Raw genomic sequence first — 23,820 nt, 5'->3', positions numbered from 1 at the left:
CCTTAATAAGGGGGGAACTGGAAGCGATCTTTCGTCCCCCTTATTAAGGGGGAGTAGGGGGTATGCGAGGGGGATATAGAGGCTTATCCTCAGACGGTATACTCATACTACTTTTGGCATTAAGTTGACACTAATGGTAACAATTAACTTTATTTCTCGTTTGATTTCATGTCCAAAGGTTTGATTTCGATTTGCTTGGGATTGTTGACAATCCTGCCAAAGTGTGACACCTCCATTCCTACGCGATCGCTGCCACCAACTCCCATGAATACTAATGTTGCTTCGAGTGCTATTACTGACTTAGAAAAAGCGGTTAACCAACAGATAAATCAATACCGAGCATCTAAAAAGTTGCCGCCGCTGACTATCGATCAGCGAATCACTCAGATAGCAAGAATTCACAGCGAAAATATGGCTAACGGTAAAGTACGTTTCAGCCACGATGGATTTGAGGGGCGGGCGAAAGCAATTACGATTCCTTATCAAAGTGTAGCTGAAAATCTTGCTTATAATTTTGGCTACAGCGACCCGGTACGCAATGCTGTTGAGGGTTGGATTAAAAGTGACGGCCACCGTAAGAATATGGAGGGTCAGTTTAATGTGACCGGTATTGGGGTTGCGAAAAATGCCAAAGGGGAGTATTATTTTACTCAGCTTTTTGTCCGCAGTCGGTAAGCGGAAGGAAGAGGGAAGAAGGAAGAAGGAAGAAGGAAGAGGGAAGAGGGAAGAAGGAAGAAGGAAGAAGGCAGTCAACAGTCAACAGTCAACAGTCAACAGTCAACAGTCAACAGTCAAAAATTACTAATAATGGAATTTGCAGATTTTCAAGTGTGCGATGGTGATATTCCCGATTCTCTCTTATCTTATTATTTGACAGCAGAGGCGATCGCCGTTGATACGGAAACAATGGGTTTGATGCCGTGGCGCGATCGCTTGTGTTTGGTGCAGTTGTGCAATCCCGAAGGTAAAGTTGCAGTGGTGCGGATTGCCAAAGGCCAGACTGCGGCCCCGAATTTAAAGAAGTTAATGGAAGCCGAAAATATTGAGAAAGTATTTCATTTTGCGCGCTTTGATATGGCAACAATGCGTTACAATTTAAGTATTGACATTGCACCAGTTTTCTGCACAAAGCTAGCTAGTAAAATTGCTAGAACTTACACCAACAAACACGGATTGAAAGAATTAATTCTCGAACTCGAAAAGGTAGAATTAAATAAAACATCTCAAAGTTCCGACTGGGGAAATGCCACTAATCTTTCTGACGACCAACTAAATTATGCTGCTAATGATGTCCGCTATTTGCTGAACGCTAAACAAAAGTTGACTGCTATGTTGCAGCGAGAAGAACGCTGGGAAATTGCACAGCAATGTTTTCAGTGTTTGCCCGTTTTTGTGAGTTTGGATTTATTGCAGTACAAGGATGTTTTCGAGCACGGCTAATACCCTTTTAGATTTTAGATTTTAGATTGTAGATTGGGAATGAATGATGACTACCAGGGTTTAGATCACGGGCATACAATTGCATTCTTTTTTTGAAATGGTATAATATTGTGTCATACTATGTCCGATCGATTGACCATAATATCCCGGCCGGGCGGGTTTTTGAGATTGTCAATTATTGGCAGATATTATTGGTGAACCCGCCCCTACCTGATTTCGGGCGAAGCGAAGCGGAGGGAATCGACCGGAGTAGATATCACCTCGCACAACAGCCATCAAATTGGTTTGTAATGAAGACTTGAGTTATCATAAAACTCGCTTGGACTTGAGTCCTCACTACAAACGTAATTATTATTATTTGACCGGACTTGATGTGATATCAAATCCGGTAGCATCGGAGTTATTCCTCTCTGTATTCTCTCCCTCTGCGTTCTCTGCGCCCTCTGCGGTTAAATCATTCCGATACAACCGGAAACGATATGAGTAAAAAAAAAATTCAAAACAGTGATCTATTGCTGATTATGGCTAATCGGGATTGTGTTCGTGCAGTAAAGCTTCAATTTGGTCGTCAACATTTCTAATCACCTGTTCCAAAGCGGGCAACCCCTCTAAATGCACAGGAGAAAGCCGAGTTCGATCGCGAATTTGATTCACTTTCCGCTGTAATTCTTCGGCCAGCCGCAGTGCGTCCCGACTCAAAGTAGACAACTGCTGCTGCTGGTAAAACCTCAAAGCGGCCCCCCGCAAAACTTGCAGGGTGGCTTCTTCCTTACCGCCCACCGTCATTACCCGCAAGCGCAACAGCAAATGAGTGTTTTGATATATGCGCTCAACTTCGACTTGTTTGGGCTGTTCCACCGGGCCAACAGGCATATCTGTCAGCCGCTTCAACTCGTCGATGACCTCTTGGAAAAGGACGATATCGATACCTTCGAGCATCGATTTCAAAACGCCGTCTTGACTCCAAAGAATGCGACCTTGGGACTGGTGCCGCTCAAAAAACAGGCGGCCGATACCCTCTCGCAGCACTCTACCGAGCAATTCTTGTAGGAGTTGGGGCGCGGGCAAAGTTGCCAAAACTTCCACTCGGCTTGACAAGTGCAAGGCCTCGACATTCAACACCGATAGCTGTGTCGGTGTCGGGGGAACCTCAGCGCCAGCAGGTTTAAACCGCTCAGGAGGGGGCATCGAGGGTTCTGGCACAGACAGCAGCGTTGCTGCATTGGGGCCTGAAGTTGCTGATGGGGGATTTTTGGGTTTTGGGGCTGCGGCGGTTTCTGTCTGGCTGGGTTCTCGGATCTGGTTCCCGTGCAGCAAGTAAGCTGAGAGCATCGAGCGCTGAGTTTCCGAGGCAATTTGCTCTGTTGTGACTGAGCAATTCATGTAAGCTAAAATCCGCTGCACGTAGTCCAAGGCGGAGTCATCTTGGGCATCGACTACGCCCAATTTAAATAGATTACCTTCTAGAGATAAAGGCAAAACTTGATAATAAAGGCAAGCTTCAAAGGGGACAACTGTATCGATTAGGTGAAATATTCGATCGGAGTCCATTGTAGCTGCCGAGTCTGTTGAAGATGTATGTACCATTAGCTGCTTTGTAGTTGGAAGCGCGATCGAGCGCGACGCACCAACCTGATGCGATAAAATTAAACCCTGCAACTTCCCTGACGGAGGAATTGGCATAACAACCGGAAGCTTTTATTAAAGAAAAATCCTTAGTCCCAGAATTTTCTCCCTTCTGTATTGCAGCCTTAAATTCTACCAAAAGATTGAGAACTAGATGATGACTAGCGCAGTCTAGACCCACTATCATCGATCGCCCTAGACAGATTCCCGTGGCTAGCAACAATAGAATTATGTCAGGAATACGCAAGTATTACAGATGCACCACAACCGATGATTTACGGGCAACCGCTGAATTTAGGATTGGTTAAAAAATCCTGAAAAGTCGATCGTGCTGCTAGTATCTTAGCCCAGAGAGTTGACTGCGATCATCTCGGAGCGCGATCGTCACTGCAGCGCTACGATATCCCGATCGCTCTAATCTGATTTGATACAAGGGGCGATCGCGCGGTTTTCCACGGGGAAACTTGCAGAACTCTGTGGCTGTTCGGGAATTGATTTGTAGCGCGGATTCTGAAAAATGCTACCGCCAATTAACAATTAGCAATTGCCCGCCACCCAACCAATCTACTCGTTGCGGAGCGATTGAGCTGCTAAATAAAGTTTGCTCCACTCGCCGATGACTTGATTGGTTTTCAGCTTTAATTCAGATGCGATCGTCTCTACACTTTTCCCTGCTTTCAGCGATTCGAGCAACTGCCGCTGAACCGGCGTGAGATATTGTAAATATTGCTGCCACTGACCGGGAGTCAAGCCCAAACTGTGTTCTTTGAGCGAAGTTTCCAGCCAGTTGGCGACTAATTCCGGTGCTTGTTTGACCGCAAAAACCCGAATCGCGTGATAACTGACTTTTTCTCGCAAGCGGTAAATTTGCTTGATCGGAACCTTCAACTCCTCGGCAATTGCCTCTTGGGAACGACCTTGCAGGTAAAGCTGCAGCCACCGAGAAGCCAGCGGATCGACTTCAGCTGCCAAGTAATTCTCAAATTCTTGTTGGACAATCTGCCGCTGAGTTTGCTGCTCTTCCCAAGCTTGATTTTCTCGATACTCGGACATCGCCTGTTCGTCTAGCAGGCTGAGCGGTTCGTCTGTCTCGTCGGGTAGAACCTGTTCCGACACCAGCCGCACCCAGTCTCCAGCAGGCACTTGGGTCAACCCGCCGCGCTGGGCACGCCGCAGGTAGTTGACAAAACGGTACACCAGCAGGGGCTGGTTGCGGATCGGCCGCAAGCAGTATTCTTCTGTACTCGCTAGCAGCAAAGCATTTCGCAGCCGTCTGTCTGAGGTGCATTCGGCAATCCAAGCGACTTGCTGCTGCAGGTAGCGATCGGAATTGAGCATTTCCTGAATCACTTCTTGTAGTACCTCCACCGCACTCCGCTGTCTGTCGCGACTCAGGGAAACCCACGCTTGGATTTTTTGCCGGAGCACAACCAAACCGCCGAGCCGCCCGATCAAGTTGCGGTAAGCTTTTTCTGGCGGTACTCCCAGATACCGAGAAATCAAAATTCGATATAAAAAGTCGATCGCGCCGGAGGCGACAGACAATTGAGTTGGGCTAAGAGTGTCAAATCTTTCGGGCTTGTCTCCCAACAGCCAGCGGACAACACTCTCGCGGGTGCTAGAATTTTCGTCCGGGCAATCTTGTTCAAGTCGTGACTTCCAATCTTGTGCCAGTCTTTCCGCCAAGGTCATGAGCTGTTGAGCTATTTGTCTTTCACCCCCGATTTTACGTGGTATCCTGGATTTTTGAGTATTTTTCAGATACTACGATCCTCTTCGAGGGCTTTCCTTCGGATCGCTTCGCTAACGCCAACGCGCGATCGGATAAATTACCTTAAATTACCCTAAACAAAATTCCATTACGGTGCGATATGCCTAACTTTTTATTAGAACTCGGTACAGAAGAATTGCCCGCATCTTTTGTCGTAAGCAGCGCCCAGCAGTGGCAGCGACTTGTACCTGCAACTCTTGCCGAAGAATCCTTGACAAATGACTCAATTAATGTATACGCTACTCCGAGGCGTTTGGCCGTTCTGGTGAAAGGACTGCCAGTTCAGCAATTAGATAGAGAAGAAGAGGTAAAAGGGCCACCCGCGAGTTCGGCTTTTAAAGATGGCAAACCGACGAAAGCAGCCGAAGGTTTTGCGAAAAAGCAGGGCGTAGAAATTGATGCTTTGGAAGTTCGCGCTACCGATAAAGGCGATTTTGTGTTTGTGATCAAAAAGATTCCGGGGCGGCTGAGTGCGGATATTTTGACAGAACTTGTGCCGCAGTGGATTAATAAGTTAGAAGGCAAAAGATTTATGCGGTGGGCCGACGGAGATTTGAAGTTTCCGCGCCCGATTCGATCGCTAGTGGCCCTGTTGGATGATACTGTACTGCCAATTACATTGGTGAGCGGTTCGGATACGGTCAAGAGCGATCGAATTTCCCAAGGCCACCGGGTGTTATACACCCCCCCTACACCCCCCCTTGCCAAGGGGGGGACGGGGGGGGTCTCGATTCCGCAAGCCGAGGATTATGTCGAGTGTCTGCGGGCTGCTTGCGTGGAGGTCGATCGAACCCAGCGCAAAAATCAAATTAAAGCACAAGTAGAAGCAGCAGCAACAAAACAAGGCGGTTACGCCGCCATTACCGAAGATTTATTAGAAGAAGTCACTGACTTAGTAGAATGGCCGAACGCAGTTGTCGGCAAATTTGACGAAGAATTTTTGATATTGCCGCCGGAAGTAATCACCACAATTATTGTTACCAACCAGCGGTATTTTCCCATCCTCAAAAGCCCCGGTTATCCCGAACTTCTGCCCTATTTTATTACAATTTCCAACGGGTCTCCGGCTAAAGCCGCGATTATTGCTGCAGGTAACGAGCGAGTAGTGCGGGCGAGATTGGCAGACGGTCAGTTTTTCTACAAAGCAGACTTGGCAAAGCCTCTAGAGGATTATTTGCCCAAGTTGGAAAAAGTTACTTTCCAGGAAGATTTGGGGACTGTGCGTGCAAAGGTCGATCGCTTGTGCAAAATTGCCAGCCTCATCACCAATCAACTGCAAATCACAGCCGAAGAACAAGCTTACATAGCAAGAGCAGCCTTACTTTGCAAAGCCGACCTCGTAACCCAAATGGTTTACGAACTTCCAGAAATGCAAGGAATCATGGGGCAGAAATACGCCTTAGCAAGCGGCGAATCGGAAGAAGTAGCCACAGCGATTTTTGAACATTATTTGCCTAAAGGTGCGGGCGACAATTTGCCCCAAACTCTCACAGGTCAAATTGTCGGAATAGCCGACAAATTAGATACATTAGTCAGCATCTTCGGTTTGGGAATGTTGCCGACTGGTTCATCCGATCCCTTCGCTTTGCGCCGCGCCGCCAATGCAATAACTAACATTATTTGGGCTGCTCAGTTGCCAGTCAACTTGCACAAGTTGCTCGCAGAAGTTGTTGCCGAATTTACGGCAGCGCGCCCAGAAACACCTGGGGAGTTGCTATCGCAGTTATACGAGTTTTTCTTACAAAGAATTAGAACTTTGTTGCAAGAAGAAAAAAATGTAGATTACGATTTGGTAAATGCAGTTTTGGGAGAAAACGACCCAGAATATACTGAACGAGCATTGAGAGATTTGTTGGACGCACTGGAAAGAGCGCTTTTTCTGCAAGAAATCCGCAATAACCAGACTTTGGATCTGATTTACGAAACAGTCAACCGTTCAACTCGTTTGGCGGCTCAAGGAGATTTGGATAAAGTTGAATTGGAACCGAAAACGGCGGTGAAACCGGAGTTATTTCAAAAGTCGTCTGAACAAGCTTTTTACGATGCAGTAGTGCAGTTAGTGCCGCAAACGCTGCTATGCAAACAAACTCGGAATTACCAGCAGTTAGTAGATAGTTTGACGGAAATTGCTCCGACTGTCAGCAACTTTTTCGACGGGCCAGAAAGCGTTTTGGTGATGGATTCTGACCCGGAAATTAAGCAAAATCGGTTAAATTTACTGGGTTTGCTGCGGAATCACGCGCGGGTGTTGGCTGACTTTGGGGCGATTGTGAAAGGTTAGAATTTAAAATATTTGAGTCCGCCGGGGATTGAAAACCTCCGCTTCAGTCCGCCGGGGGTTGAAACCCCCGTCTCAAAGCGAAAGTCCTCTTAAGAGGACTGAAACCCACACATACTAAACTTTTCAGTCCGCCGGAGGTTGAAACCCCCGTCTCAAAGCGAAAGTCCTCTTAAGAGGACTGAAACCCACACATACCAAACTTTTCAGTCAGTTTTAACTGACTTTAGCTGTTAGACAGGGGTTTTCAACCCCTGGCGGGCCTGGCGGCAAACGAGCGGGCCAGCGGGCAAACCAACTTGAGAAACCTACTTGTTAAAAATCTCGCTCCCAATAACATTAAAGCTTACCAATAAAACGAGTAAATCTATTAGAATTATTGCCGAACCGCGCGCGTCTGGGCAGAGTTCGATCGCTCTCTTAAAAAATAAGCAAAATGGCCAATAGTCAATAACCAATTCAAGGTTAAGATATAAACTTATAAAACCAGGGAAGTTCGCTCCATCACACACAAAACTTATGCCGATCGCTCATATCATTGGACTAGGAAAATCAGGAATTGCCGCCGCCAGACTGCTAAAACGCGAAGGATGGGAAGTAACGCTGAGCGATCGCTCATCTTCCCCAAACTTGCTCGAACAGCAACAGGAATTTGCTAACGAAGGAATTAATGTTGAGTTAGGTAAATCCTTTGAACCAGTCGAATCTATAGAATTAATAGTAGTAAGTCCGGGCGTTCCCTGGGACAGTCCAGCATTAGTGCGCGCCAGAGAGTTAGGAATTGAAACAATCGGAGAAATGGCTCTCGCGTGGCGTTACCTCAAATCTCCTTGGGTGGGAATTACGGGCACTAACGGCAAAACTACCACTACTGCTTTAATTGCTGCTATTTTTGCAGAAGCAGGGCTTTACGCTCCCGCTTGTGGCAATATTGGCTATGCTGCGTGCGAATTAGCTTTAGGCGAAAAACAGCCGGATTGGGTAATCGCAGAAATCAGCAGCTATCAGATAGAATCCTCGCCGTTTGTAGCGCCGCGCATCGGAGTTTTGACGACTTTGACGCCGGATCACCTCAGCCGCCACAAAACTTTGGAAAATTACTACAACATTAAAGCCCATTTGCTGAAAAAGTCGGAATTGCAAGTAATTAACGGTGACGATCCTTGTTTGCGGCAGCAAGGAGTTGACATTTGGCCGGATGCGTGTTGGACGAGTGTCAAAGGTGAAAAAGATTTGTTGGGAAATACAGATTTTGGAGCCTATATTCAAGATGGTTGGGTAATAGCTCAAAGCGATAAAATTTTGCCTGCTGAGTCTTTGCGGATGGTGGGAGAACACAATTTGCAGAATTTGTTAATGGCGGTAGCAGCGGCTAATTTGGCGGGGATAGATAAAAGTGCGATCGCCCAGGCGATCGCTAAATTCCCCGGAGTTTCGCACCGCCTCGAACACATCTGCACTTGGCAAGGCATAGATTTCATCAACGACAGCAAAGCTACTAATTATGACGCCGCCCAAGTTGGGTTGGCTTCTGTAAGCGCACCGGCGATTTTAATTGCGGGCGGCGACGCCAAAGAAGGGGACGATCGCGCTTGGATTGATACAATCAAAGCGAAAGCTGCTGCGGTGTTGCTAATTGGGGATGCGGCAGGTATTTTTGCCGATCGGCTCGAACAAGCAAATTACAACGCTTGGGAAATAGTCGAAACAATGGAACGAGCAATCCCGCGAGCAGCAGAATTAGGCAAACAAAATCATGCTAAAGTAGTGCTGCTTTCTCCAGCCTGTGCTAGCTTCGATCAATACCAAAACTTCGAGCAACGGGGCGATCATTTCCGCCAATTATGCCTCGAATCCCTGATTTAACCGACACCAATCGCGTAGGGGCGGGTTCACCAACAATTTAGGCATAAAACTAATAATCTCGTAAACCCGCCCCCACTCAACTGTCAATCACAATCTACCGCTTTCAAGATACAAGAGGCGGGTTCACCAACATCTTTAATTGGCTAACCATAATCTTCATAAACCCCCCGTCCATACTGTCTTCCAAATATCCTTAATTCTAGCCTGCTCTTCCCATTCTAGCTCCTGAAAAACTATCATTATCTCCTCATGAGTATAATCAATAATGATTGCCGCCAAATGAGCAGCGGTTTCCGCTTCCAGCATGGCTGTTTTCAACTTTGCCATGGCCTCTTTATCCATTAGCACTAAACTTTGAATATTGACCTCACTTTCATTTTAATTGTGTCTGCAAATGTCTTTTAATTGGCTCTGAAAATCAGCAATCTGAGCAGCACTTATTGTATCAGAAGGCGACGACGATATTTTAAATTGCCTACAAAGCTGAGAGCGCAATTTTTCATCAATCTCCAGAATATTACCTTGGGAAGCGACATTTTTTTGCAACAAAATTGCGATTTCTCTTTCCAGTTGGCGATTTCCTTGCTGAAAGAAATCTTGAGAGTTAGAACGAAACAAACCGCTATTGACTTGCTGAATTTGGCTAGGTGTCAGCGATTGAGCCGAGACAGCAGCCGGAAATACCAAAGATGCTGCTAGCCACCAGCTAGGAATTATCTGTTTGAGAATGCTGTTCATCACTGTCGGGAGGAGTTATTACCTCAGTTGGTTTCTCGTCTTCTGACTCGCTTGCTAATTCATCTTCTCGTTCAAGTTTTTCTTGCCACTCGACAAGCTGCTGAAAAAGTTGCGGGTTAATTTCAAATACGGGTTTGTTGGTTTCTGACATATTTACTCCTGAAGGTGATTGAAAGACTTGGATTTAACTGGTTCCCTGGCTCTGCCAGGGAACCGCTTTCCAGAGGCTCTGCCTCGCTTTTTAACCAGGAAAATTGGAGGGTGAGCCTCCGGATCTGCGTTACCAGGCAGAGCCTGGAAACGAGTAGAAAAACAATTATGTCACTGCTGAAGCTACGCTCAAACCTTCAGCAGCGACATAACTATGCCAGTTAAAGACCCACCAAGCAAAGCTAAAGTAGCTAAGGTACTAATGCCAAATCCTGCCGCTCTTTTTTCGGCAGCTTGATAGTAACCCCAAGCAAACAAAATGCGTCCAATTATCCAAACTGCGCCGATACCGGCGCCCCAAATTGGGCTGATAAATTGCGAGAACAGCCACAGCGAGGGCAAAAATAGAATCATTTGCTCTAAGGTATTTTGCTGAACTCGCACCACTCGCTCAAAGTCTGGGTTTCCTGTCATCTGCGGGGGAGAAACTTTATATTTGAATCTAGCTCTGCCGACGTTGATGGTAACAACGAAGTAGAGAATTAATGCTGAAACAGTAATTAGACTAGGCCAAAGTGTGGCGTTTGCTTCTGCGAGCATGATTCGGTATTATTGGGGTGGACTATATATCTTAATTATAAATCAATTATTGCCGATCGGGTTATTCATCGCCATTCCGTCATTCAAGGCAGGGGATTTGATTCAACTGCTGGGTATTAGTGGCGCGGCAATTGCTTTCGGGTTCCGGGACATCCTCAAAAACTTGCTGGCTGGGATTTTGATTGTTTTTATTGCACCTGCAGACGGATACAAACCCGCGACTCCTCTCGTGAGCCGCCCCAAATTTTAGACTTTTGTTCAAGCTCCCAGATTCATCATTGGAGTCAATCTAAAATCTAAAATTTGTGGAGTAAATCTAAAATCTAAAATCTAAAATCTAAAATCGCCTGACCGCACCTCCATACGGATACAATCCCCCGACTTAAGGAGATTATTTTGCTCAAAAATATTCGAGACCGTCTTAAATATTTCACCAGGAGCAGGATTGCTCCAGAGCTTTTAAAGCAAATACGAGTTGACTTGTTGGAAGAATCAACCCTAGATATTAACTATCTTGTCTTAATTTTCGGCTCCTGTATAATCGCTACCTTTGGACTGCTTGCCAACAGTGCGGCCGTCATCATCGGTGCTATGATCATCGCCCCTCTGATGTTGCCAATCCGAGGGTTAGCATTTGGAGCGGTAGAAGGTAACGTTCTCATCTTCCGCAAAGGTTTAATTGCATTAGCAGTGGGGACGGGGCTAGCAATTTTTCTAGCTTATTTTTTGGGCGCTTTGGTACAACTTCCCGACTTTGGGAGCGAAGTTCTAGCTCGTTCTAAACCTACATTACTAGACTTAGGAATTGCGATCGCCGCTGGGGGAATCAGCGGCTATGCGAAAGTTCAGCCCAAAGTTTCTGCTACTCTGGCGGGAACTGCGATCGCGGTGGCTCTCATGCCGCCAATTTGTGTTATAGGTTTAGGCTTATCTCAAGCTAATTGGTCGCTCAGCCTGGGAGCCAGCCTCCTGTATCTTACTAATTTGCTGGGAATTACTCTCTCCTGTATGCTAACCTTTTTGATGGCCGGCTACACCCCCCTGCATCGCGCCCGTAAAGCCATCTTTTGGGCGCTAGCATTGACGGCTATACTTGTAATTCCTCTGGGCGTGAGTTTTGCGGAATTGATCGAGCAAGCGCAACTCGAAGCCAGTCTGAAGCGGGCGCTGCTTAACCGAACTATTACTTTTCAACGGGTGGAACTGATTGCAACTGATACTAACTGGTTGACGAAACCGCCGGAAGTTCGTCTGAGTGTTCGCAGCAGCCAAGCTTTGACACCCAAACAAGTGCAGCTTTTAGAAGCATTTGTCGAAAAAGAAATGGGTCAACAATTTACCCTAATTTTTCAAGTCAGTCAAGTTGAAGAAGTGCGGCGCTCAACGCCGGATAAGTCCCGATCGAAACCGAAACTTTAGCTATTTTAGCCCTAATTGTATGACCCCAGAAACTCTAATTAACCAAGTGACGATCGAGGGGAATCTGAAGCAATTTCTATTAGTGCTATTAGTTTCCTTAAGTGTGGCGGTGCTGCCGCAAATATGGGGCTGGTTGCGCCAAATTCCCTACACGCTGCTTTTAGTAATTGTTGGGTTGGGTTTGGCTTTTATAGATGTGCGATTGGTGTCGCTCTCGCCAAAACTGATTCTGTTGATTTTTTTGCCGCCTCTTTTGTTTGAAGCTGCTTGGAATTTGGAATGGCCTAAACTCCAGCGGGATTTAGTGCCGATCGCTCTTTATGCGGTTTTGGGTGTTGTTATTTCTGTTGCTGGCGTGGCTTTTGCTCTCAACCAAATAGCGGGTGTTTCTTTAGCGATCGCCCTGTTGGTAGGAGCTAGTATATCTGCTACCGATCCTGTTTCTGTAATTGCATTGTTCCGGGAACTGGGAGTTGAAAAACGCCTAGCTTTGCTGGTGGAGGGAGAGAGTTTATTTAATGATGGCATTGCTATTGTTGCCTTTAGTTTTTTGGTGGGATTCTCTCTAGGGACTGATGACGTTGGCATCCCAATTCTGATTGCGCGTTTCTTAGCTTTTGTGGGAATTGGGGTTGTTGTCGGCAGTTTAATCGGTTTTGGAGTTTCTTATCTGACTCAACCATTTGATTTACCTTTGGTGGAGCAATCGTTAACCTTAGTTTCAGCCTACGGCACTTATATAATTGTTGAGGAATTGGGTGGTTCTGGGGTGATTGGTGTGGTGGTGATGGGCTTGATATTTGGAAATTTCGGCTCTCGTATCGGTATGCAACCCAGTACCAGACTTGCGGTAACACAATTTTGGAATTTTTTGGCGTTTTTTGTAAATTCGATCATGTTCCTGCTGATTGGCGATCAGATGAGGTTTGCTGATTTGGGAACGAATTTAGGAGTGATTGGCATAACTGTAGTGGCGATGTTTGTGACGCGAGCGATCGCTATTTTTGGTTTAGGATGGTTGAGCAATTGGTTAGGACACTCGGAAATTTCATTGCCAGATCAAACTGTAATTTGGTGGGGAGGATTGCGGGGTTCTGTCTCGATTGCTTTAGCTTTGAGCGTACCCCATGTTCTGCCCGATCGACCAAAAATTATTGCGATCGTGTTTGGCGTAGTTTTATTTACGCTGCTAGTACAAGGTTTAACCACCAAGGCGCTGCTGGAAAAACTGGGGTTGTTGAAGAACCAGGAGTTCCGCCAGGAGTATCTGGAGGCGATCGCCCAACGTGTGGCTCTCAATCGGGTTCTCAAGCATCTATCTGAAGTATCGGGCGATCGTAAAATCGAGCCTGAGTTTTCCAATCATCTCGTGAGTCAGCTTCAAGAAAAATTAAACTTGCTGCAAGCAGAAATCAACCAAATGTACGATCGATCTCCTGAACTGCGGCAGATGACTATTGACAAACTCGAAGGGGATTTGCAGGCAATAGAGGCTGATACTTATGCTGAATTTGTACGATCGGGTCAATTGAATGAGCTGCCTGTTTCTGTGTTGCAGCAATGTTTTAAAGAGCGGAATGAGAAAATTGTTTCTTAAGAGGATGTTTGTAGAGAGAATCCCTGTATTTTTTTCAGTTATGACGTGCTAAGCTGTTCTACATTTAAACTGTGTGTCAAAAATCAATAAAACTCTTGTGGGACGGGCTTCTAGCCTGTCCCGAATTTCCAATTTAAATGCGTAACAGCTTATCTATGGGAAGGCCTCGCTAAATCGGCCGGATTAGTAAGCTTGGGTATATCGAGTTTCATCAAGTCTCTGCCAGAATTACCGTTAGCTTTTGGTGCGGATTTTGGTTGCTTTGGGAGGTTTCGCGCACTCGCAGCGAATTCGTTGGCCTGATTAACAGCAATAAGTTCTACTAAAATTATGACTGGTGTTTAGCGATCGACTGAAAGCAGTGTTGGTAATCAAAAACAGTCCGAATTGTTGAGGGGCGGACATGATATAATTCCTGATATTGTAGGGTTCGTTAGCCTACGATAATTTGAATATGAGCTAGATCATAGAAAGATTTGGAAAAATTTGGCAAACTGAGAGTAAGGTTAAATAGGAGGTCAATTTAATGACCAATACTGCTCTCAATTTTAAGACTGCACCCGGACATGAAGTGCTGGCCGCAGCGGGTAAGAAAATGTTGAGGCCGGGGGGGAAATTTGCTACGGAACAGTTATTTGAATGGGCGGATTTTCAGCCAGGGGATACTGTTTTGGAGTTGGCTGCTAGTTTTGGATATAGTTCGATCGCCCTTGTTGAACGTTTTGGCGTAAAAGTAGTGGGAGTTGAGAAAAATCCCGACAGTGTGGCCCGCGCTCGTGCTAATGTTGCAGCAGCGGGTTTGAGCGATCGAGTGGAAATTGTGGAAGGAGATATTTTTCACTTGGATCGGATTTCCCAACAGTTTGATTGGGTGTTGGCTGAAGCTATCCTGACGATGCAGTCGCCGTCGGGGAAAGCTAAAATTGTATCGGGAATTTGCGATCGGCTAAAACCAGGCGGCAAGTTTCTCTCTCACGAACTTTTAGCTAGAAACCGAGAAGCTGAAATTCACAAAGCTTTATCAGAAGTGACTCGGGCTAATTCAACGCCTTTGTCTGAGTCTGGCTGGATTGCTGTTTACCAAAACGTGGGTTTGCAAGTAGAAAAGTGTCAAAGTGGGGCGATGGGGCTCCTCAACTTGTCGCGAATGCTGCAAGATGAAGGGTTTGTGGGTACTGTGCGGATTTTGTGGAATATATTAAGTCGATCGCAAATTCGCGATCGTATCTTAGCAATGCGTCGAGTTTTCCAGCATTACCAACAGGATCTAGGCTACATCGTTATCTCTGCCAAAAAACAATCTTAACCGACTCAATCGATTTTCGATTTTCGATTTTCGATTTTCGATTGAAGAAAGTGAAGCCACTGATAAATCCGGGGGTTCCTGACCAAATTAATCGATTTTCGATTTTCGATGGAAGAAAGTGAACCCACTGATAAATTCGAGACTTGTGACCAAATTAATTAATTGTCAAAAACTATGACTACTACTCTTTTACCGCTACAATCTTCAGCAATCCAACTCCGAGACGCAATTGAATATCCCGCCGCCGGAGTGCTGAACAAAATTTTAGTCAAAGACAATAATTGTCAGTACAGTTTATTTTGTCTGGCTGCAGGAACAGAAATTTCCGAACACTCATCGGCACGGAATGCCACAGTTAATGTCATAGAAGGAAAGGGTATTTTGACTTTGGAAGGCAAGGATATTGTTTTGGAACCGGGGGTGTTTATCTTCATGCCTGGTAAAACTCTTCACGCTTTGAAAGCCGAAGAAAATTTGGCGTTTATTTTGACACTTTCCGAGGCTAATTAATTTCCGCAATATTGCTTGGGGGGCGGGTTTCATACTTGCCTAAAATCAATCATCTCATAAACCCGCCCCGATTCACAGATTGTGGGGGGCGGTTTCATTCTCACGAAAATCGCGAATTTGTAGGGGTAGTGCTACCCCTACTCCCCGTGCCTACCCCCCCACAGACGATTTCACAAGCGTTTCAGACAGGGGGGATCTTCACGAGGGATTGCCCCTAGGTCGAATGAAACCGCCCTGGGTTGTGGGGGGCGAGTTTATATAGATATAGCAATCCTTGCAGGAGTCGTAAATTTTTGACCCCACCCCAACCCTCCCCTTATCAAGGGGAGGGAGTAAGAAATTTACACATGATTTAGGATGGCTATAGTTAGTAGCAGTCAAATATTGTTTGTGAAACCCGCCATACAACAATTGGGATTTTAACATTTAGTCTATTTCATCTCCAGAGGCGATATCCTCCAATTTGTCCCAATCCAATACAATAATTTTACCCCCTCTACTGTAGGAGACAAACGGCTTGAGTTTCTTAAACAAGCGCACACATTCTTCGTAGGTAATTCCTATGCTGCGAGCAATTTGATAGTAGGGAAAACGTTTTTCTAAACATACACTATTATCAGCAATCTTCGTACCTTGCTCGACGCCAAAATAATGAATAAATCGGGCCAGCCGCACGATCGCCCTTTCCGACACCAAACCGTGCACAGTCTCGTGCAGTTGCTGCAACCGCTGGTTAAAAACCGCCAATATTCGCAACGCAATCTCAGGATTTTCTCGAATTGCTGCTAGCAAAACTTCCCGTTCTGTGGTAAGAACTTCCACATCAGTTTCTGCAGTCACCGTGGCCGGGGCAATGCCGTTGCCTAGCAAAGCAGGTGCGGCAAAAATATCTCCCTGAAATAAAGTGCGGAGAATTGTTTCTTTGCCCGCCGCCGCTGTTTTTGCAACCCGCAGAGAACCGCTCAAAAGAGTGTATAATTTTTCGGGGATGCGATCGCCCTCATACATCACAACTTCTCCCTGTCGGTAAGTCCGAATTGCTGTATGTTCTTGCAATCGCTCTAATTCAGTTTGGTTTAAGCTGGTAAATATTCCAATTTTAGCCAGTTGCTCAACAGTTGATTTCATACCTTTAACTCTACCCGATCGGAGTCTATTGACAGTATAATAACGGTGAATTCTGAATATATCGAAACAAGCAGAGCCATCTACGAAAATGCAGAACCAGAATATCGGCGATATTATTTTGATGAGATAGCTGGCGGATTTGTGCTCATCCACCAACAACATAATCTTAATAATTCGGAAATCTTTCTTGCTGAAGTTTTGGCTAAAATAGGGAAGAGAGTTAGAATGTTGAGTGAGCAAGCAGCAGAAGGTGTGAGAACGCCAGACGCTGAGATTGACGGTGAGATTTGCGAATTTAAGGAGTTAACAGAATCTACGAGGAACATCAGGTATCGAGTTCAAGAAGGAATCAGCCTGGCAAAAAATCAAGGTGCATCAGTAGTTATTTTTCACATCAACCGAGAAAATTACGATGTCTGGAAAATCAACGCTGGCATCAAACAAGGTCTGTTTTGGGATAGCCAAAACCAGATTCAACAAATAATTTTTGTTGCCAACACCAAACAAATTCAAATCATTACAAGGGAAGACTGGCAAAATGGAAGACCATTTCAGCGAATTTAAAGAAATCGTAGAGTGCGGGTTGAAAAATAATATGCCGCGAGATGCTAAATTAATTACTGTAGGGCAAATTTTATATGCTGTTACCCGCGACGATCTAACTATCAAAGAAGGTTGGCTGCTTGAAGAGATGATGGGTGGTAGAAAACAGTGGGAAGAAGCACTTGAATACAGTATTTTTGGCTATCCAGTAGACACAGCAACGCCACCTTTAGATAAACCTCTGGTTATTGCCGGCAAAACTTTTCATTCTCGCTTGATGACGGGGACGGGAAAATATCGCAGCATCGCAGAAATGCAGCAAAGTGTCAACGCTAGCAGGTGCGAAATTGTGACTGTAGCTGTGCGGCGAGTGCAAACAAATGCTCCCGGTCATGAAGGATTGGCAGAGGCTCTTGATTGGACTAAAATTTGGATGCTGCCAAATACTGCCGGTTGTCAAACTGCGGATGAGGCAATTAGAGTAGCTCGTTTAGGCCGGGAAATGGCGAAACTTTTAGGGCAAGAAGACAATAATTTTGTCAAATTAGAAGTGATTCCCGATGCTAAATATTTGCTTCCCGATCCGATCGGCACTTTGGAAGCTGCAGAACAATTAGTTAAAGAAGGTTTTGCCGTTTTGCCCTACATCAATGCCGATCCCCTGCTGGCAAAACGCCTAGAAGAAGTCGGTTGTGCGACAGTCATGCCTTTAGGTTCGCCCATCGGTTCAGGGCAAGGGATCAACAATGCGGCCAACATTCAAATAATTATTGACACGGTGAAGGTTCCTGTGGTAGTCGATGCGGGTATCGGAACCCCCAGCGAAGCGGCGCGAGCAATGGAAATGGGAGCCGATGCACTGTTGATTAATTCGGCGATCGCCAATGCCCAAAATTCCCCGGCAATGGCAAAAGCAATGGGAATGGCCGCAGAAGCGGGGCGGATGGCGTACTTAGCAGGCAGAATGCCGATCAAAGATTACGCGATCGCCTCTTCTCCTCAAACAGGCACTGTCACCTCCAAATAAATGGCCGAATTTTCCTGGGCGCTTTTTTGGTACAGTTGTAAACATCAAAAATATTAAGGATTGTGACTGATGCCTTACATCAAAGATGACGATGGACGCCTGAACAACTTTGCTAAAGAGCCGAAGGTGTATGAAGCCGTACCTCCCAACAAAAATCAGCAACGCAACTACATCATCATGGGTATTGCAGCAGCCATGTTAGTCGCCGGTTTGGTGTACGTGGCTGCCTCCGTCTGAAAACTGGCCTGAGACTCAAAGCTGCTTCAAATCGCAATTTTAAATAATCCTTCGAGAAACCATGTTTTCCAACCAATGGAAACATGGTTTTTGTGTTTCAATACAAAGCAGGGAGTTGCGACAATCCTGAAGCGTGCCGAGCGAGCTGGAAAGCTAAATAAGACGAGCATAAATTTGGTGTTTTCCTCTTGGCTGTTGGGTTCAGGGACTTGGGTTGCACTTAATCACACTGGTTCGCCACCCACATAAAATTGCCAATTGAAAATCTACAATCATGAAGGTCATCACCGGTGCGATTCACTGCCTTCGGGGCTTAGTTGCGAGTTATGAGCGATCGAGATTTCAACTTTCAACTCTCAAATCTACAATCTACAATCCAAAATCTAAAATCTAAAATCTAAAATCTAAAATCGGCTGATCCTGATGTCTATTCCTTCCCAAAGAGTTTCTAGCTCGAACAAGCTGATCTACCAACGCTTGAAACAGGCGATCGACCTCAATTTACGCCGTCAAATTTTTATCGCCGCCTGCGACGACTTGTGCTTGCGGGACTGTCTGGCTGCCCGCTTGCACACAGAATTAATCGCAGAGAGCGCAGGCTCCGATCCTCGCTCCCCGATCGACTACCCCCGATTTGTCAGTTTGGAACTCGACTTGAGCGATCCAAATCCTTGGGGTTCGATCGCCGCGTGGCTGACCCACCACCCACCGCCGCAAAACAGGGGCAGCTACAGCCGTTTGCCGGGATTTCAAATTCTCGGGGCCGAACACCTGACCAGGCAGTCAGCCTCCGTGCAGTGGTCGTTCCTGAGCTATTTGAGGGACATTGAAGCACACCTGCAATTGTGCGAGTCTGCTCTGTTGCTGTGGGTGTCGCGCCCCTGGCTAAGTTCGATCGAGCAATCGGCCCCAGAATTTTGGCACTGGCGAACCGGAGTATTTGAGTTTGAAGGCGAACCAACTCCAGCTAAGGGAGACTTCGGGCACTTTGAGGACTTCGGGAACTCAGGAGACTTGCGAAACTTGCGGGACAGCGGAAACTTTGGCAACCAACTTTTAATATCTTCTTTGTCTGGACAATCCCCAATTCCCGACGAACAATCCCCAATTCCCGATGAACAATTCCCAATTTCCTATCCCCCGTCCCCAGCGCCAGATTCTAAATCCCTCCAACTGGCAGATGACGAACAATCCCCACCAATTTCCTATCCCCCGTCCCCAGCGCCAGATTCTAAATCCCTCCAACTGGCAGATTTGGTGCTAGCAGCAGCTTCTGAGGATTTGGCAGCCGAAAATAATGCCGCATCAGAGGAGAATTTTCTGCCGCTGCAAACCCTGCAATACATCGAACTGCTGCAAGAACATCAGTGTTGTTGTGAAGCATTGGCTTTGGCTTATCACGGTTTGGGAAATTACTACCGCGATCGCATTCTGGGCGGAGACGTTTCAGAGCAAAACCTGACAATCGCCATTCGCGCGATCGAACAAGTGATTGCGTATCTCGACGTTGACAGCAACTCCGAGCAAAATCAACCACTAACTGAGGAATGCGCGCGGCTGATTGCTCAATTGACACAAAATTTAACTCAGTACGCCCAGGAGTCCAACAGCCTACCGCCAATTTCCGATCTGCTCAACGATCTCGGCACTCTCTATTGGATGCTATCGCGCGATCGCACGCAGCATAACGCCTCAGATCCGGTATCCAGCCTAGAACGCAGCATCGCCCTCTACCTTGAAGGTTTGAACCGAACAGATGCCGAAACCGTACCCCAAACCCGCGTTAGATTAAACAAAAATTTGGGAATCGCTTCGGCCGATTTAGCCCGCTATCGAGACAAGACAGAGAACTTGCAGCACGCAGTTGCAGCTTACCAACAAGCGCTGCTGGATCTAGACCCCGCCGTGGAGCCCCAGCAGTACGCTGCTGCTCAGAATAATTTGGCGACAGCATACTGGAATTTAGCGCAAGATGGTGAGCCGATCGTCTATCTCAAAAGCGCGATCGCAGCTTACACCCAAGCCCTCTCCTGCTACAGTCCCGAACGAGAACCCCTCAACTATGCCGGAGTGCAAAACAACCTCGGTACCGCCTGCTGGAACCTCGCCCAGCACCAACCCTCAGAACCCCTGCTAGTCAGGGCGATTTCCGCCTACCGCGAAGCCTTGAAATACCGCACCAGAGAATTAGTACCCGCCGCCTCCGCCGCCACCTACAATAATCTCGGTACTGCTTATTGGCATTTGGCGAACCAGTTTCAGCAGAAACAGGCGCGGACGGAATCATTGCAGCAGGCGATTACCGCCTACGAAGCCGCCCTGGATATCGCCGGAAAGCTCGATCGAACCCAACTCACTTTTGACGCCTTGGCCGCCCGCAACAATCTCGGACTAGCCCACTATCAACTAGCCACAGACCCAGATTTCGCCACTAACAAAGTCGCACAGACAAGCCATCTAGAAGCAGCACTACACCACCAGTTGCAAGTGTGCGCCGAATGGGGACAACATCTCAATGACAAAGGGTTAATATATGGGGATAAACTCAACCTGCAAGCCCCGGCAAACTCCCAAGCTGCTGATTCCAGGCAAACAGCATTGAGCTATATTGTCAAAACGATTAGAGCTTTCTATAGTGAATGTGGGCTGCCAGGCCAAAATTTAGCCTTATCCAAAGTTCCTGGAGATTTATTGCCTGAAATTTTGCGTAGGTTATAAATAGGGCTATAACTATTAAAAGCTCAATTTTTTCGAGATTTGTATCCAGTTTTCTATTATTATGGCTGAATATTCTTGCCTAATTCTTCAAGCAAACTTGTGGTCATGGCCCCTGTAAAAATCCTTGTGGTTGATGACGACCCGGCAATCCGAAATTTAATTCACCGTTTTTTGAGCCAGCAAGGTTATCAAGTTGAGTCTGGCCAGGACGGTCAGACTGGTCTGGAATTATTTGAGCAACTCAATCCTGACTTAGTAGTTCTAGATGTAAATTTACCTGATACAACTGGCTACAAACTGTGTCAAGAAATGCAAAGACGTACGGGCGTGTTTGTGTTGATGCTGACTGCCCGAACCGATGAAGCTGACAAAATGAAAGGGTTTGCCGAAGGTGCTGACGACTACATTACTAAACCTTTTAGTCTTGTAGAGATTGGAGCTCGCGTTGCAGCAATTTTGAAGCGCAAACGCATTGTTACTCCCGCCGAACAACAAACTCTTACTTTTGGAGAGCTACTAATAGATCCGGTTCGCCGCGAGGTAATTCTCGGCAGTCAGATACTTGCTTTGACTGCTTTAGAATTCGACCTGCTGTACTGTTTGGCCAGCAAACCCGGTCGCGTGTGGAGGCGATCGGAATTGCTGCATGAAGTGTGGGACTACGAGTATGTAGGAGCAGATCGCGTGGTGGATGTCCATATAGGTCAAATTCGTCGCAAAATTGAACTAGATCCCAATCAAATGCCAATGATTCAAACCGTCCGAGGCGTGGGTTACAAGTTTGAACCCACAACCTAGTAACATTCGGCATTGGGCAGCGGATATGAACGCAGAAGGCTGTAGGTGCGGGTTCACCAATATCTCGGATTAACCTACTCGATATTTGTAAACCCGCCCTCCCCACAAAATCATTCAGATCGATCGACTATCTGATTGTTTGTTCTGCAAATACTCGCCCACTTCTCGCGCACGCTCAAAACCCCTTCGCACGCAATCTCCCAAAGCCACTCCGCCCACGTAGTTGCTGCACAAATACACCCCAGGCAAAGATTTTAAGCCCTCATCGATTTGTTGCAGGCGATCGAAATGCCCCAAATTGTACTGAGGAATCGCCCGCTTCCATACATTCACCGCCAAAACTTTCGGCGGCGCAGCCGAGGGTTTCAGCAAAATTCGAGACAAATCTCGGTGCACCTCCCGAACGATTTCTTCTGAGTCGAGATTGCCAATTTCCGAATCAGTAGCCCCGCCGATGTAACTGCTGAGAGTTTGCCACCCTGCAGGCGCGCGATCAGCAAATAAACTTGATGTCCAAATCGTCCCCAGAGTGCGAATTCCCTGCCCCCTCGGAATTAAATTTCCAAAACCTACTAATTTACCATTGACATCTGAGTGAGGATATGCTAAAACGACGCAGGCAACCGTAGGATAAGTAAAAGCTTGTAAAGCGCTGCTAACTTCCGGTTGCAGAGGCTGCAACAGATCGGCTGTAACGTAAGCGGGTGTGGTCAAAACCACGGTGCGCGCCTCAACTTCCTGCTGTCCGTCGGGCGTCGAGAATACAGCAATGTAAGTTTCGCGTTCTGTACGCTGGAGGCGAGTCAGATGCCAGTTGAGTTTCACTCGATCGCCCAATTCAGCAGCGATCGCCTCTGGCAAAGCCTTCAACCCCTGTTTGAACGAACCCAACTCTCCCGGTCTAGTCTTAGGCACATTCGGGTCTGCAACAGTCTTTAGCCCCCCCTTGGTAAGGGGGGGTTGGGGGGGTCTGTTCCTAGCAGAAAGCAGCGCCCCCGCCATCAGCCCGCCACCCAGATCGGCCATCTTTGCTACCCTGCCGAAAGCCGCAGCCGCGCTAAGTTGTTGCGGATCGCCCGCATAAACCCCAGAAACAAAAGGTTCCACCAACCGCTGCATCACTTCCTGCCCCAGATGACGGCGGAAAAATTGAGAAACAGTTTCCTCGTTACCCTGCTGCGAAAGTCCAGCGCCCATTGCCGGCCCGACAAATCCCAAAGCCCCGAACAACGCCCGCAGTTTTCCCGGAAAACTCAGTAACTGAGACTGAATCATCGCCGGTGGAGTCATCGGCACCGGTTGCAGCTTTTTTTGCCAATACACAAAACGAGGCAATTTGCGATCGGCAAAAATCAACTCCTGCTTCAATCCCACATCCACAGCCAACTTCATCAATTCCGGCGTCGGTGAAAAACTGTTCGGGCCCTCCTCCCAGAGAAACCCTTCCCCTGTCACAGTGGTGATGTTCCCGCCCACACGTCCCTGACTCTCAGCGACTAAAATCTTCAGCGGCGATGGACTCGTTGCTTCCTTGTGAAGTGCGTGCGCCAAACTCAAACCGCTAATACCTGCACCCACAATCAAGGTATCTAATAGTTCCATATTACATAGAAAAATATCGCAATCTTTATGTTACATGGCTTTGCACGGCTTGCGTTCTTTGCTGGGCGTACTGCCAAACCGCTTTCAGATTACCAAATTGGGAATCGGGAATTGCGAATCGGTAAGCTGTCGGGCATTTCTTAAGCATTTTTCTCGAATGTTGTGGATTAACCTCTGTTCACCTCCCCCTCTCCCGTTCTCCCCATCTCGCTTTTGTCTCCGCTGCGTCTGGTTTAAAAAAAGAGGATCTGCTCTAATTAAGCTATATTCCCCAAAATACTCTTTCTTTAAAATTTTTGTATTATAGGGAACAGCGCCAAAAATTGCACCGGGAAACGCAGCCGTAAAGTGTGCAAAAAAATTGGAGTGGGTTAAACTAACTTTAGGAAAATTTTAGAGCTTAACTTGCAAGTCCGCACACCCCTCTGAACAGATGGGGTTTCATGCCCTAATCAAAAGACATAGT

The 23,820-nt window shown here is 46.7% G+C and carries 23 protein-coding genes; 15 read left to right on the top strand and 8 right to left on the bottom strand.

Annotated elements, in window-relative coordinates:
- Positions 1 to 168: 168 nt before the first annotated feature.
- From QUB08_RS10070 to QUB08_RS10060, 3 genes are read left to right on the top strand one after another with little or no spacing between them, the layout of a single operon-like run.
- A complete protein-coding gene (locus QUB08_RS10070; protein WP_333154614.1) occupies positions 169 to 675 on the top strand; it encodes a CAP domain-containing protein in 507 nt (168 codons plus the stop codon).
- On the top strand, positions 659 to 805 hold the full coding sequence (locus QUB08_RS10065) for a hypothetical protein (protein ID WP_333224615.1): 147 nt from the start codon (positions 659 to 661) through the stop codon (positions 803 to 805). Before QUB08_RS10070 ends, QUB08_RS10065 begins: the two co-directional genes overlap by 17 nt.
- A 2-nt stretch (positions 806 to 807) precedes the next feature.
- Positions 808 to 1,440 (top strand): ribonuclease D, encoded by a 633-nt coding sequence (locus QUB08_RS10060; RefSeq protein WP_333154622.1) that lies wholly within the window; start codon positions 808 to 810, stop codon positions 1,438 to 1,440.
- A gap of 525 nt (positions 1,441 to 1,965) precedes the next feature.
- Here QUB08_RS10060 and QUB08_RS10055 read toward each other — a convergent pair.
- Together QUB08_RS10055 and QUB08_RS10050 are read right to left on the bottom strand one after the other, a co-directional pair.
- The gene (locus tag QUB08_RS10055; protein ID WP_333224614.1) at positions 1,966 to 3,123 is read right to left on the bottom strand and encodes a hypothetical protein; all 1,158 of its coding nucleotides are present in this window, start codon (positions 3,121 to 3,123) and stop codon (positions 1,966 to 1,968) included.
- A 507-nt stretch (positions 3,124 to 3,630) separates the two neighbouring features.
- Positions 3,631 to 4,758, bottom strand: a complete 1,128-nt coding sequence (locus tag QUB08_RS10050) for a HetZ-related protein 2 (protein ID WP_333224613.1) — start codon at positions 4,756 to 4,758, stop codon at positions 3,631 to 3,633.
- A gap of 179 nt (positions 4,759 to 4,937) precedes the next feature.
- On the opposite strand from QUB08_RS10050, the gene glyS reads away from it, so the two are divergent.
- Complete coding sequence (glyS, locus tag QUB08_RS10045; protein WP_333224612.1) at positions 4,938 to 7,118, top strand: glycine--tRNA ligase subunit beta; 2,181 nt, start codon at positions 4,938 to 4,940, stop codon at positions 7,116 to 7,118.
- A 516-nt stretch (positions 7,119 to 7,634) separates the two neighbouring features.
- Positions 7,635 to 8,981 carry a UDP-N-acetylmuramoyl-L-alanine--D-glutamate ligase gene (gene murD / locus QUB08_RS10040; protein WP_333224611.1) on the top strand — a complete coding sequence of 449 codons (1,347 nt, stop codon included), beginning with the start codon at positions 7,635 to 7,637 and terminating at the stop codon, positions 8,979 to 8,981.
- Positions 8,982 to 9,137: 156 nt separating this feature from the next.
- On the opposite strand, the gene QUB08_RS10035 is transcribed toward murD, so the two are convergent.
- From QUB08_RS10035 to QUB08_RS10020, 4 genes are all read right to left on the bottom strand, one after another.
- The gene (locus QUB08_RS10035; protein ID WP_333154609.1) at positions 9,138 to 9,308 is read right to left on the bottom strand and encodes a hypothetical protein; all 171 of its coding nucleotides are present in this window, start codon (positions 9,306 to 9,308) and stop codon (positions 9,138 to 9,140) included.
- A 51-nt stretch (positions 9,309 to 9,359) separates the two neighbouring features.
- Entirely contained in the window at positions 9,360 to 9,719 is a 360-nt protein-coding gene (locus QUB08_RS10030) for a hypothetical protein (protein WP_333224610.1), read from the bottom strand.
- Positions 9,688 to 9,870 (bottom strand): hypothetical protein, encoded by a 183-nt coding sequence (locus QUB08_RS10025; RefSeq protein WP_333224609.1) that lies wholly within the window; start codon positions 9,868 to 9,870, stop codon positions 9,688 to 9,690. Before QUB08_RS10025 ends, QUB08_RS10030 begins: the two co-directional genes overlap by 32 nt.
- 188 nt (positions 9,871 to 10,058) lie before the next feature.
- Positions 10,059 to 10,469 (bottom strand): MAPEG family protein, encoded by a 411-nt coding sequence (locus tag QUB08_RS10020; protein ID WP_333224608.1) that lies wholly within the window; start codon positions 10,467 to 10,469, stop codon positions 10,059 to 10,061.
- Here QUB08_RS10020 and QUB08_RS10015 point away from each other — a divergent pair.
- The 5 genes from QUB08_RS10015 to QUB08_RS09995 all read left to right on the top strand — a co-directional run bounded on the left by QUB08_RS10015 (position 10,468) and on the right by QUB08_RS09995 (position 15,301).
- On the top strand, positions 10,468 to 10,719 hold the full coding sequence (locus QUB08_RS10015; RefSeq protein WP_333224607.1) for a hypothetical protein: 252 nt from the start codon (positions 10,468 to 10,470) through the stop codon (positions 10,717 to 10,719). The two genes, QUB08_RS10020 and QUB08_RS10015, sit on opposite strands and share 2 nt — an antisense overlap.
- A gap of 233 nt (positions 10,720 to 10,952) precedes the next feature.
- A complete protein-coding gene (locus tag QUB08_RS10010) occupies positions 10,953 to 11,888 on the top strand; it encodes a DUF389 domain-containing protein (protein WP_333224606.1) in 936 nt (311 codons plus the stop codon).
- Positions 11,889 to 11,907: 19 nt separating this feature from the next.
- Positions 11,908 to 13,485 (top strand): sodium:proton antiporter, encoded by a 1,578-nt coding sequence (locus QUB08_RS10005; RefSeq protein ID WP_333224605.1) that lies wholly within the window; start codon positions 11,908 to 11,910, stop codon positions 13,483 to 13,485.
- A gap of 526 nt (positions 13,486 to 14,011) precedes the next feature.
- The gene (locus QUB08_RS10000) at positions 14,012 to 14,791 is read left to right on the top strand and encodes a class I SAM-dependent methyltransferase (RefSeq protein WP_333224604.1); all 780 of its coding nucleotides are present in this window, start codon (positions 14,012 to 14,014) and stop codon (positions 14,789 to 14,791) included.
- 174 nt (positions 14,792 to 14,965) lie between these two features.
- Complete coding sequence (locus QUB08_RS09995) at positions 14,966 to 15,301, top strand: cupin domain-containing protein (RefSeq protein ID WP_333224603.1); 336 nt, start codon at positions 14,966 to 14,968, stop codon at positions 15,299 to 15,301.
- A 426-nt stretch (positions 15,302 to 15,727) separates the two neighbouring features.
- On the opposite strand, the gene QUB08_RS09990 is transcribed toward QUB08_RS09995, so the two are convergent.
- On the bottom strand, positions 15,728 to 16,429 hold the full coding sequence (locus QUB08_RS09990) for a Crp/Fnr family transcriptional regulator (protein ID WP_333224602.1): 702 nt from the start codon (positions 16,427 to 16,429) through the stop codon (positions 15,728 to 15,730).
- A gap of 45 nt (positions 16,430 to 16,474) precedes the next feature.
- Between QUB08_RS09990 and QUB08_RS09985 the strand changes: the two genes are divergently transcribed.
- The 5 genes from QUB08_RS09985 (at position 16,475) to QUB08_RS09965 (ending at position 21,752) form a co-directional block, all read left to right on the top strand.
- Complete coding sequence (locus QUB08_RS09985; protein ID WP_333224601.1) at positions 16,475 to 16,993, top strand: CdiA C-terminal domain-containing protein; 519 nt, start codon at positions 16,475 to 16,477, stop codon at positions 16,991 to 16,993.
- Entirely contained in the window at positions 16,968 to 17,999 is a 1,032-nt protein-coding gene (locus QUB08_RS09980) for a thiazole synthase (RefSeq protein ID WP_333224600.1), read from the top strand. The genes QUB08_RS09985 and QUB08_RS09980 overlap by 26 nt, the downstream gene beginning before the upstream one ends.
- Before the next feature lie 69 nt (positions 18,000 to 18,068).
- On the top strand, positions 18,069 to 18,236 hold the full coding sequence (gene psb34 / locus QUB08_RS09975; protein WP_106333461.1) for a photosystem II assembly protein Psb34: 168 nt from the start codon (positions 18,069 to 18,071) through the stop codon (positions 18,234 to 18,236).
- A 423-nt stretch (positions 18,237 to 18,659) separates the two neighbouring features.
- A complete protein-coding gene (locus tag QUB08_RS09970) occupies positions 18,660 to 20,954 on the top strand; it encodes a hypothetical protein (RefSeq protein ID WP_333224599.1) in 2,295 nt (764 codons plus the stop codon).
- A 105-nt stretch (positions 20,955 to 21,059) separates the two neighbouring features.
- On the top strand, positions 21,060 to 21,752 hold the full coding sequence (locus QUB08_RS09965) for a response regulator transcription factor (protein ID WP_333127703.1): 693 nt from the start codon (positions 21,060 to 21,062) through the stop codon (positions 21,750 to 21,752).
- Positions 21,753 to 21,866: 114 nt separating this feature from the next.
- Here the strand turns inward: QUB08_RS09965 and hemG are convergent, their stop codons facing one another.
- On the bottom strand, positions 21,867 to 23,354 hold the full coding sequence (hemG, locus tag QUB08_RS09960; protein ID WP_333224598.1) for a protoporphyrinogen oxidase: 1,488 nt from the start codon (positions 23,352 to 23,354) through the stop codon (positions 21,867 to 21,869).
- Positions 23,355 to 23,820 lie beyond the last annotated feature (466 nt).

Source organism: Microcoleus sp. BR0-C5, assembly GCF_036705045.1.
Lineage (GTDB): Bacteria > Cyanobacteriota > Cyanobacteriia > Cyanobacteriales > Microcoleaceae > Microcoleus.
The sequence above is the reverse complement of the archived record's forward strand: the minus strand, read 5'-3'. Positions and strand labels throughout refer to the sequence as shown.

Bases quoted from the DNA above. Each gene is read 5' to 3' on its own strand.
- QUB08_RS10025 (WP_333224609.1), bottom strand. From the start codon at position 9,870: ATGTCAGAAACCAACAAACCCGTATTTGAAATTAACCCGCAACTTTTT.
- psb34 (WP_106333461.1), top strand. From the start codon at position 18,069: ATGCCTTACATCAAAGATGACGATGGACGCCTGAACAACTTTGCTAAA.
- QUB08_RS10060 (WP_333154622.1), top strand. From the start codon at position 808: ATGGAATTTGCAGATTTTCAAGTGTGCGATGGTGATATTCCCGATTCT.
- QUB08_RS10050 (WP_333224613.1), bottom strand. From the start codon at position 4,758: ATGACCTTGGCGGAAAGACTGGCACAAGATTGGAAGTCACGACTTGAA.
- QUB08_RS09965 (WP_333127703.1), top strand. From the start codon at position 21,060: ATGGCCCCTGTAAAAATCCTTGTGGTTGATGACGACCCGGCAATCCGA.
- murD (WP_333224611.1), top strand. From the start codon at position 7,635: ATGCCGATCGCTCATATCATTGGACTAGGAAAATCAGGAATTGCCGCC.
- QUB08_RS10055 (WP_333224614.1), bottom strand. From the start codon at position 3,123: ATGCCAATTCCTCCGTCAGGGAAGTTGCAGGGTTTAATTTTATCGCAT.
- QUB08_RS10020 (WP_333224608.1), bottom strand. From the start codon at position 10,469: ATGCTCGCAGAAGCAAACGCCACACTTTGGCCTAGTCTAATTACTGTT.
- QUB08_RS10005 (WP_333224605.1), top strand. From the start codon at position 11,908: ATGACCCCAGAAACTCTAATTAACCAAGTGACGATCGAGGGGAATCTG.
- QUB08_RS10000 (WP_333224604.1), top strand. From the start codon at position 14,012: ATGACCAATACTGCTCTCAATTTTAAGACTGCACCCGGACATGAAGTG.
- QUB08_RS10070 (WP_333154614.1), top strand. From the start codon at position 169: ATGTCCAAAGGTTTGATTTCGATTTGCTTGGGATTGTTGACAATCCTG.
- QUB08_RS10015 (WP_333224607.1), top strand. From the start codon at position 10,468: ATGATTCGGTATTATTGGGGTGGACTATATATCTTAATTATAAATCAA.
- QUB08_RS09980 (WP_333224600.1), top strand. From the start codon at position 16,968: ATGGAAGACCATTTCAGCGAATTTAAAGAAATCGTAGAGTGCGGGTTG.
- QUB08_RS09970 (WP_333224599.1), top strand. From the start codon at position 18,660: ATGTCTATTCCTTCCCAAAGAGTTTCTAGCTCGAACAAGCTGATCTAC.
- hemG (WP_333224598.1), bottom strand. From the start codon at position 23,354: ATGGAACTATTAGATACCTTGATTGTGGGTGCAGGTATTAGCGGTTTG.
- QUB08_RS10035 (WP_333154609.1), bottom strand. From the start codon at position 9,308: ATGGCAAAGTTGAAAACAGCCATGCTGGAAGCGGAAACCGCTGCTCAT.
- glyS (WP_333224612.1), top strand. From the start codon at position 4,938: ATGCCTAACTTTTTATTAGAACTCGGTACAGAAGAATTGCCCGCATCT.
- QUB08_RS10030 (WP_333224610.1), bottom strand. From the start codon at position 9,719: ATGAACAGCATTCTCAAACAGATAATTCCTAGCTGGTGGCTAGCAGCA.
- QUB08_RS09990 (WP_333224602.1), bottom strand. From the start codon at position 16,429: ATGAAATCAACTGTTGAGCAACTGGCTAAAATTGGAATATTTACCAGC.
- QUB08_RS09995 (WP_333224603.1), top strand. From the start codon at position 14,966: ATGACTACTACTCTTTTACCGCTACAATCTTCAGCAATCCAACTCCGA.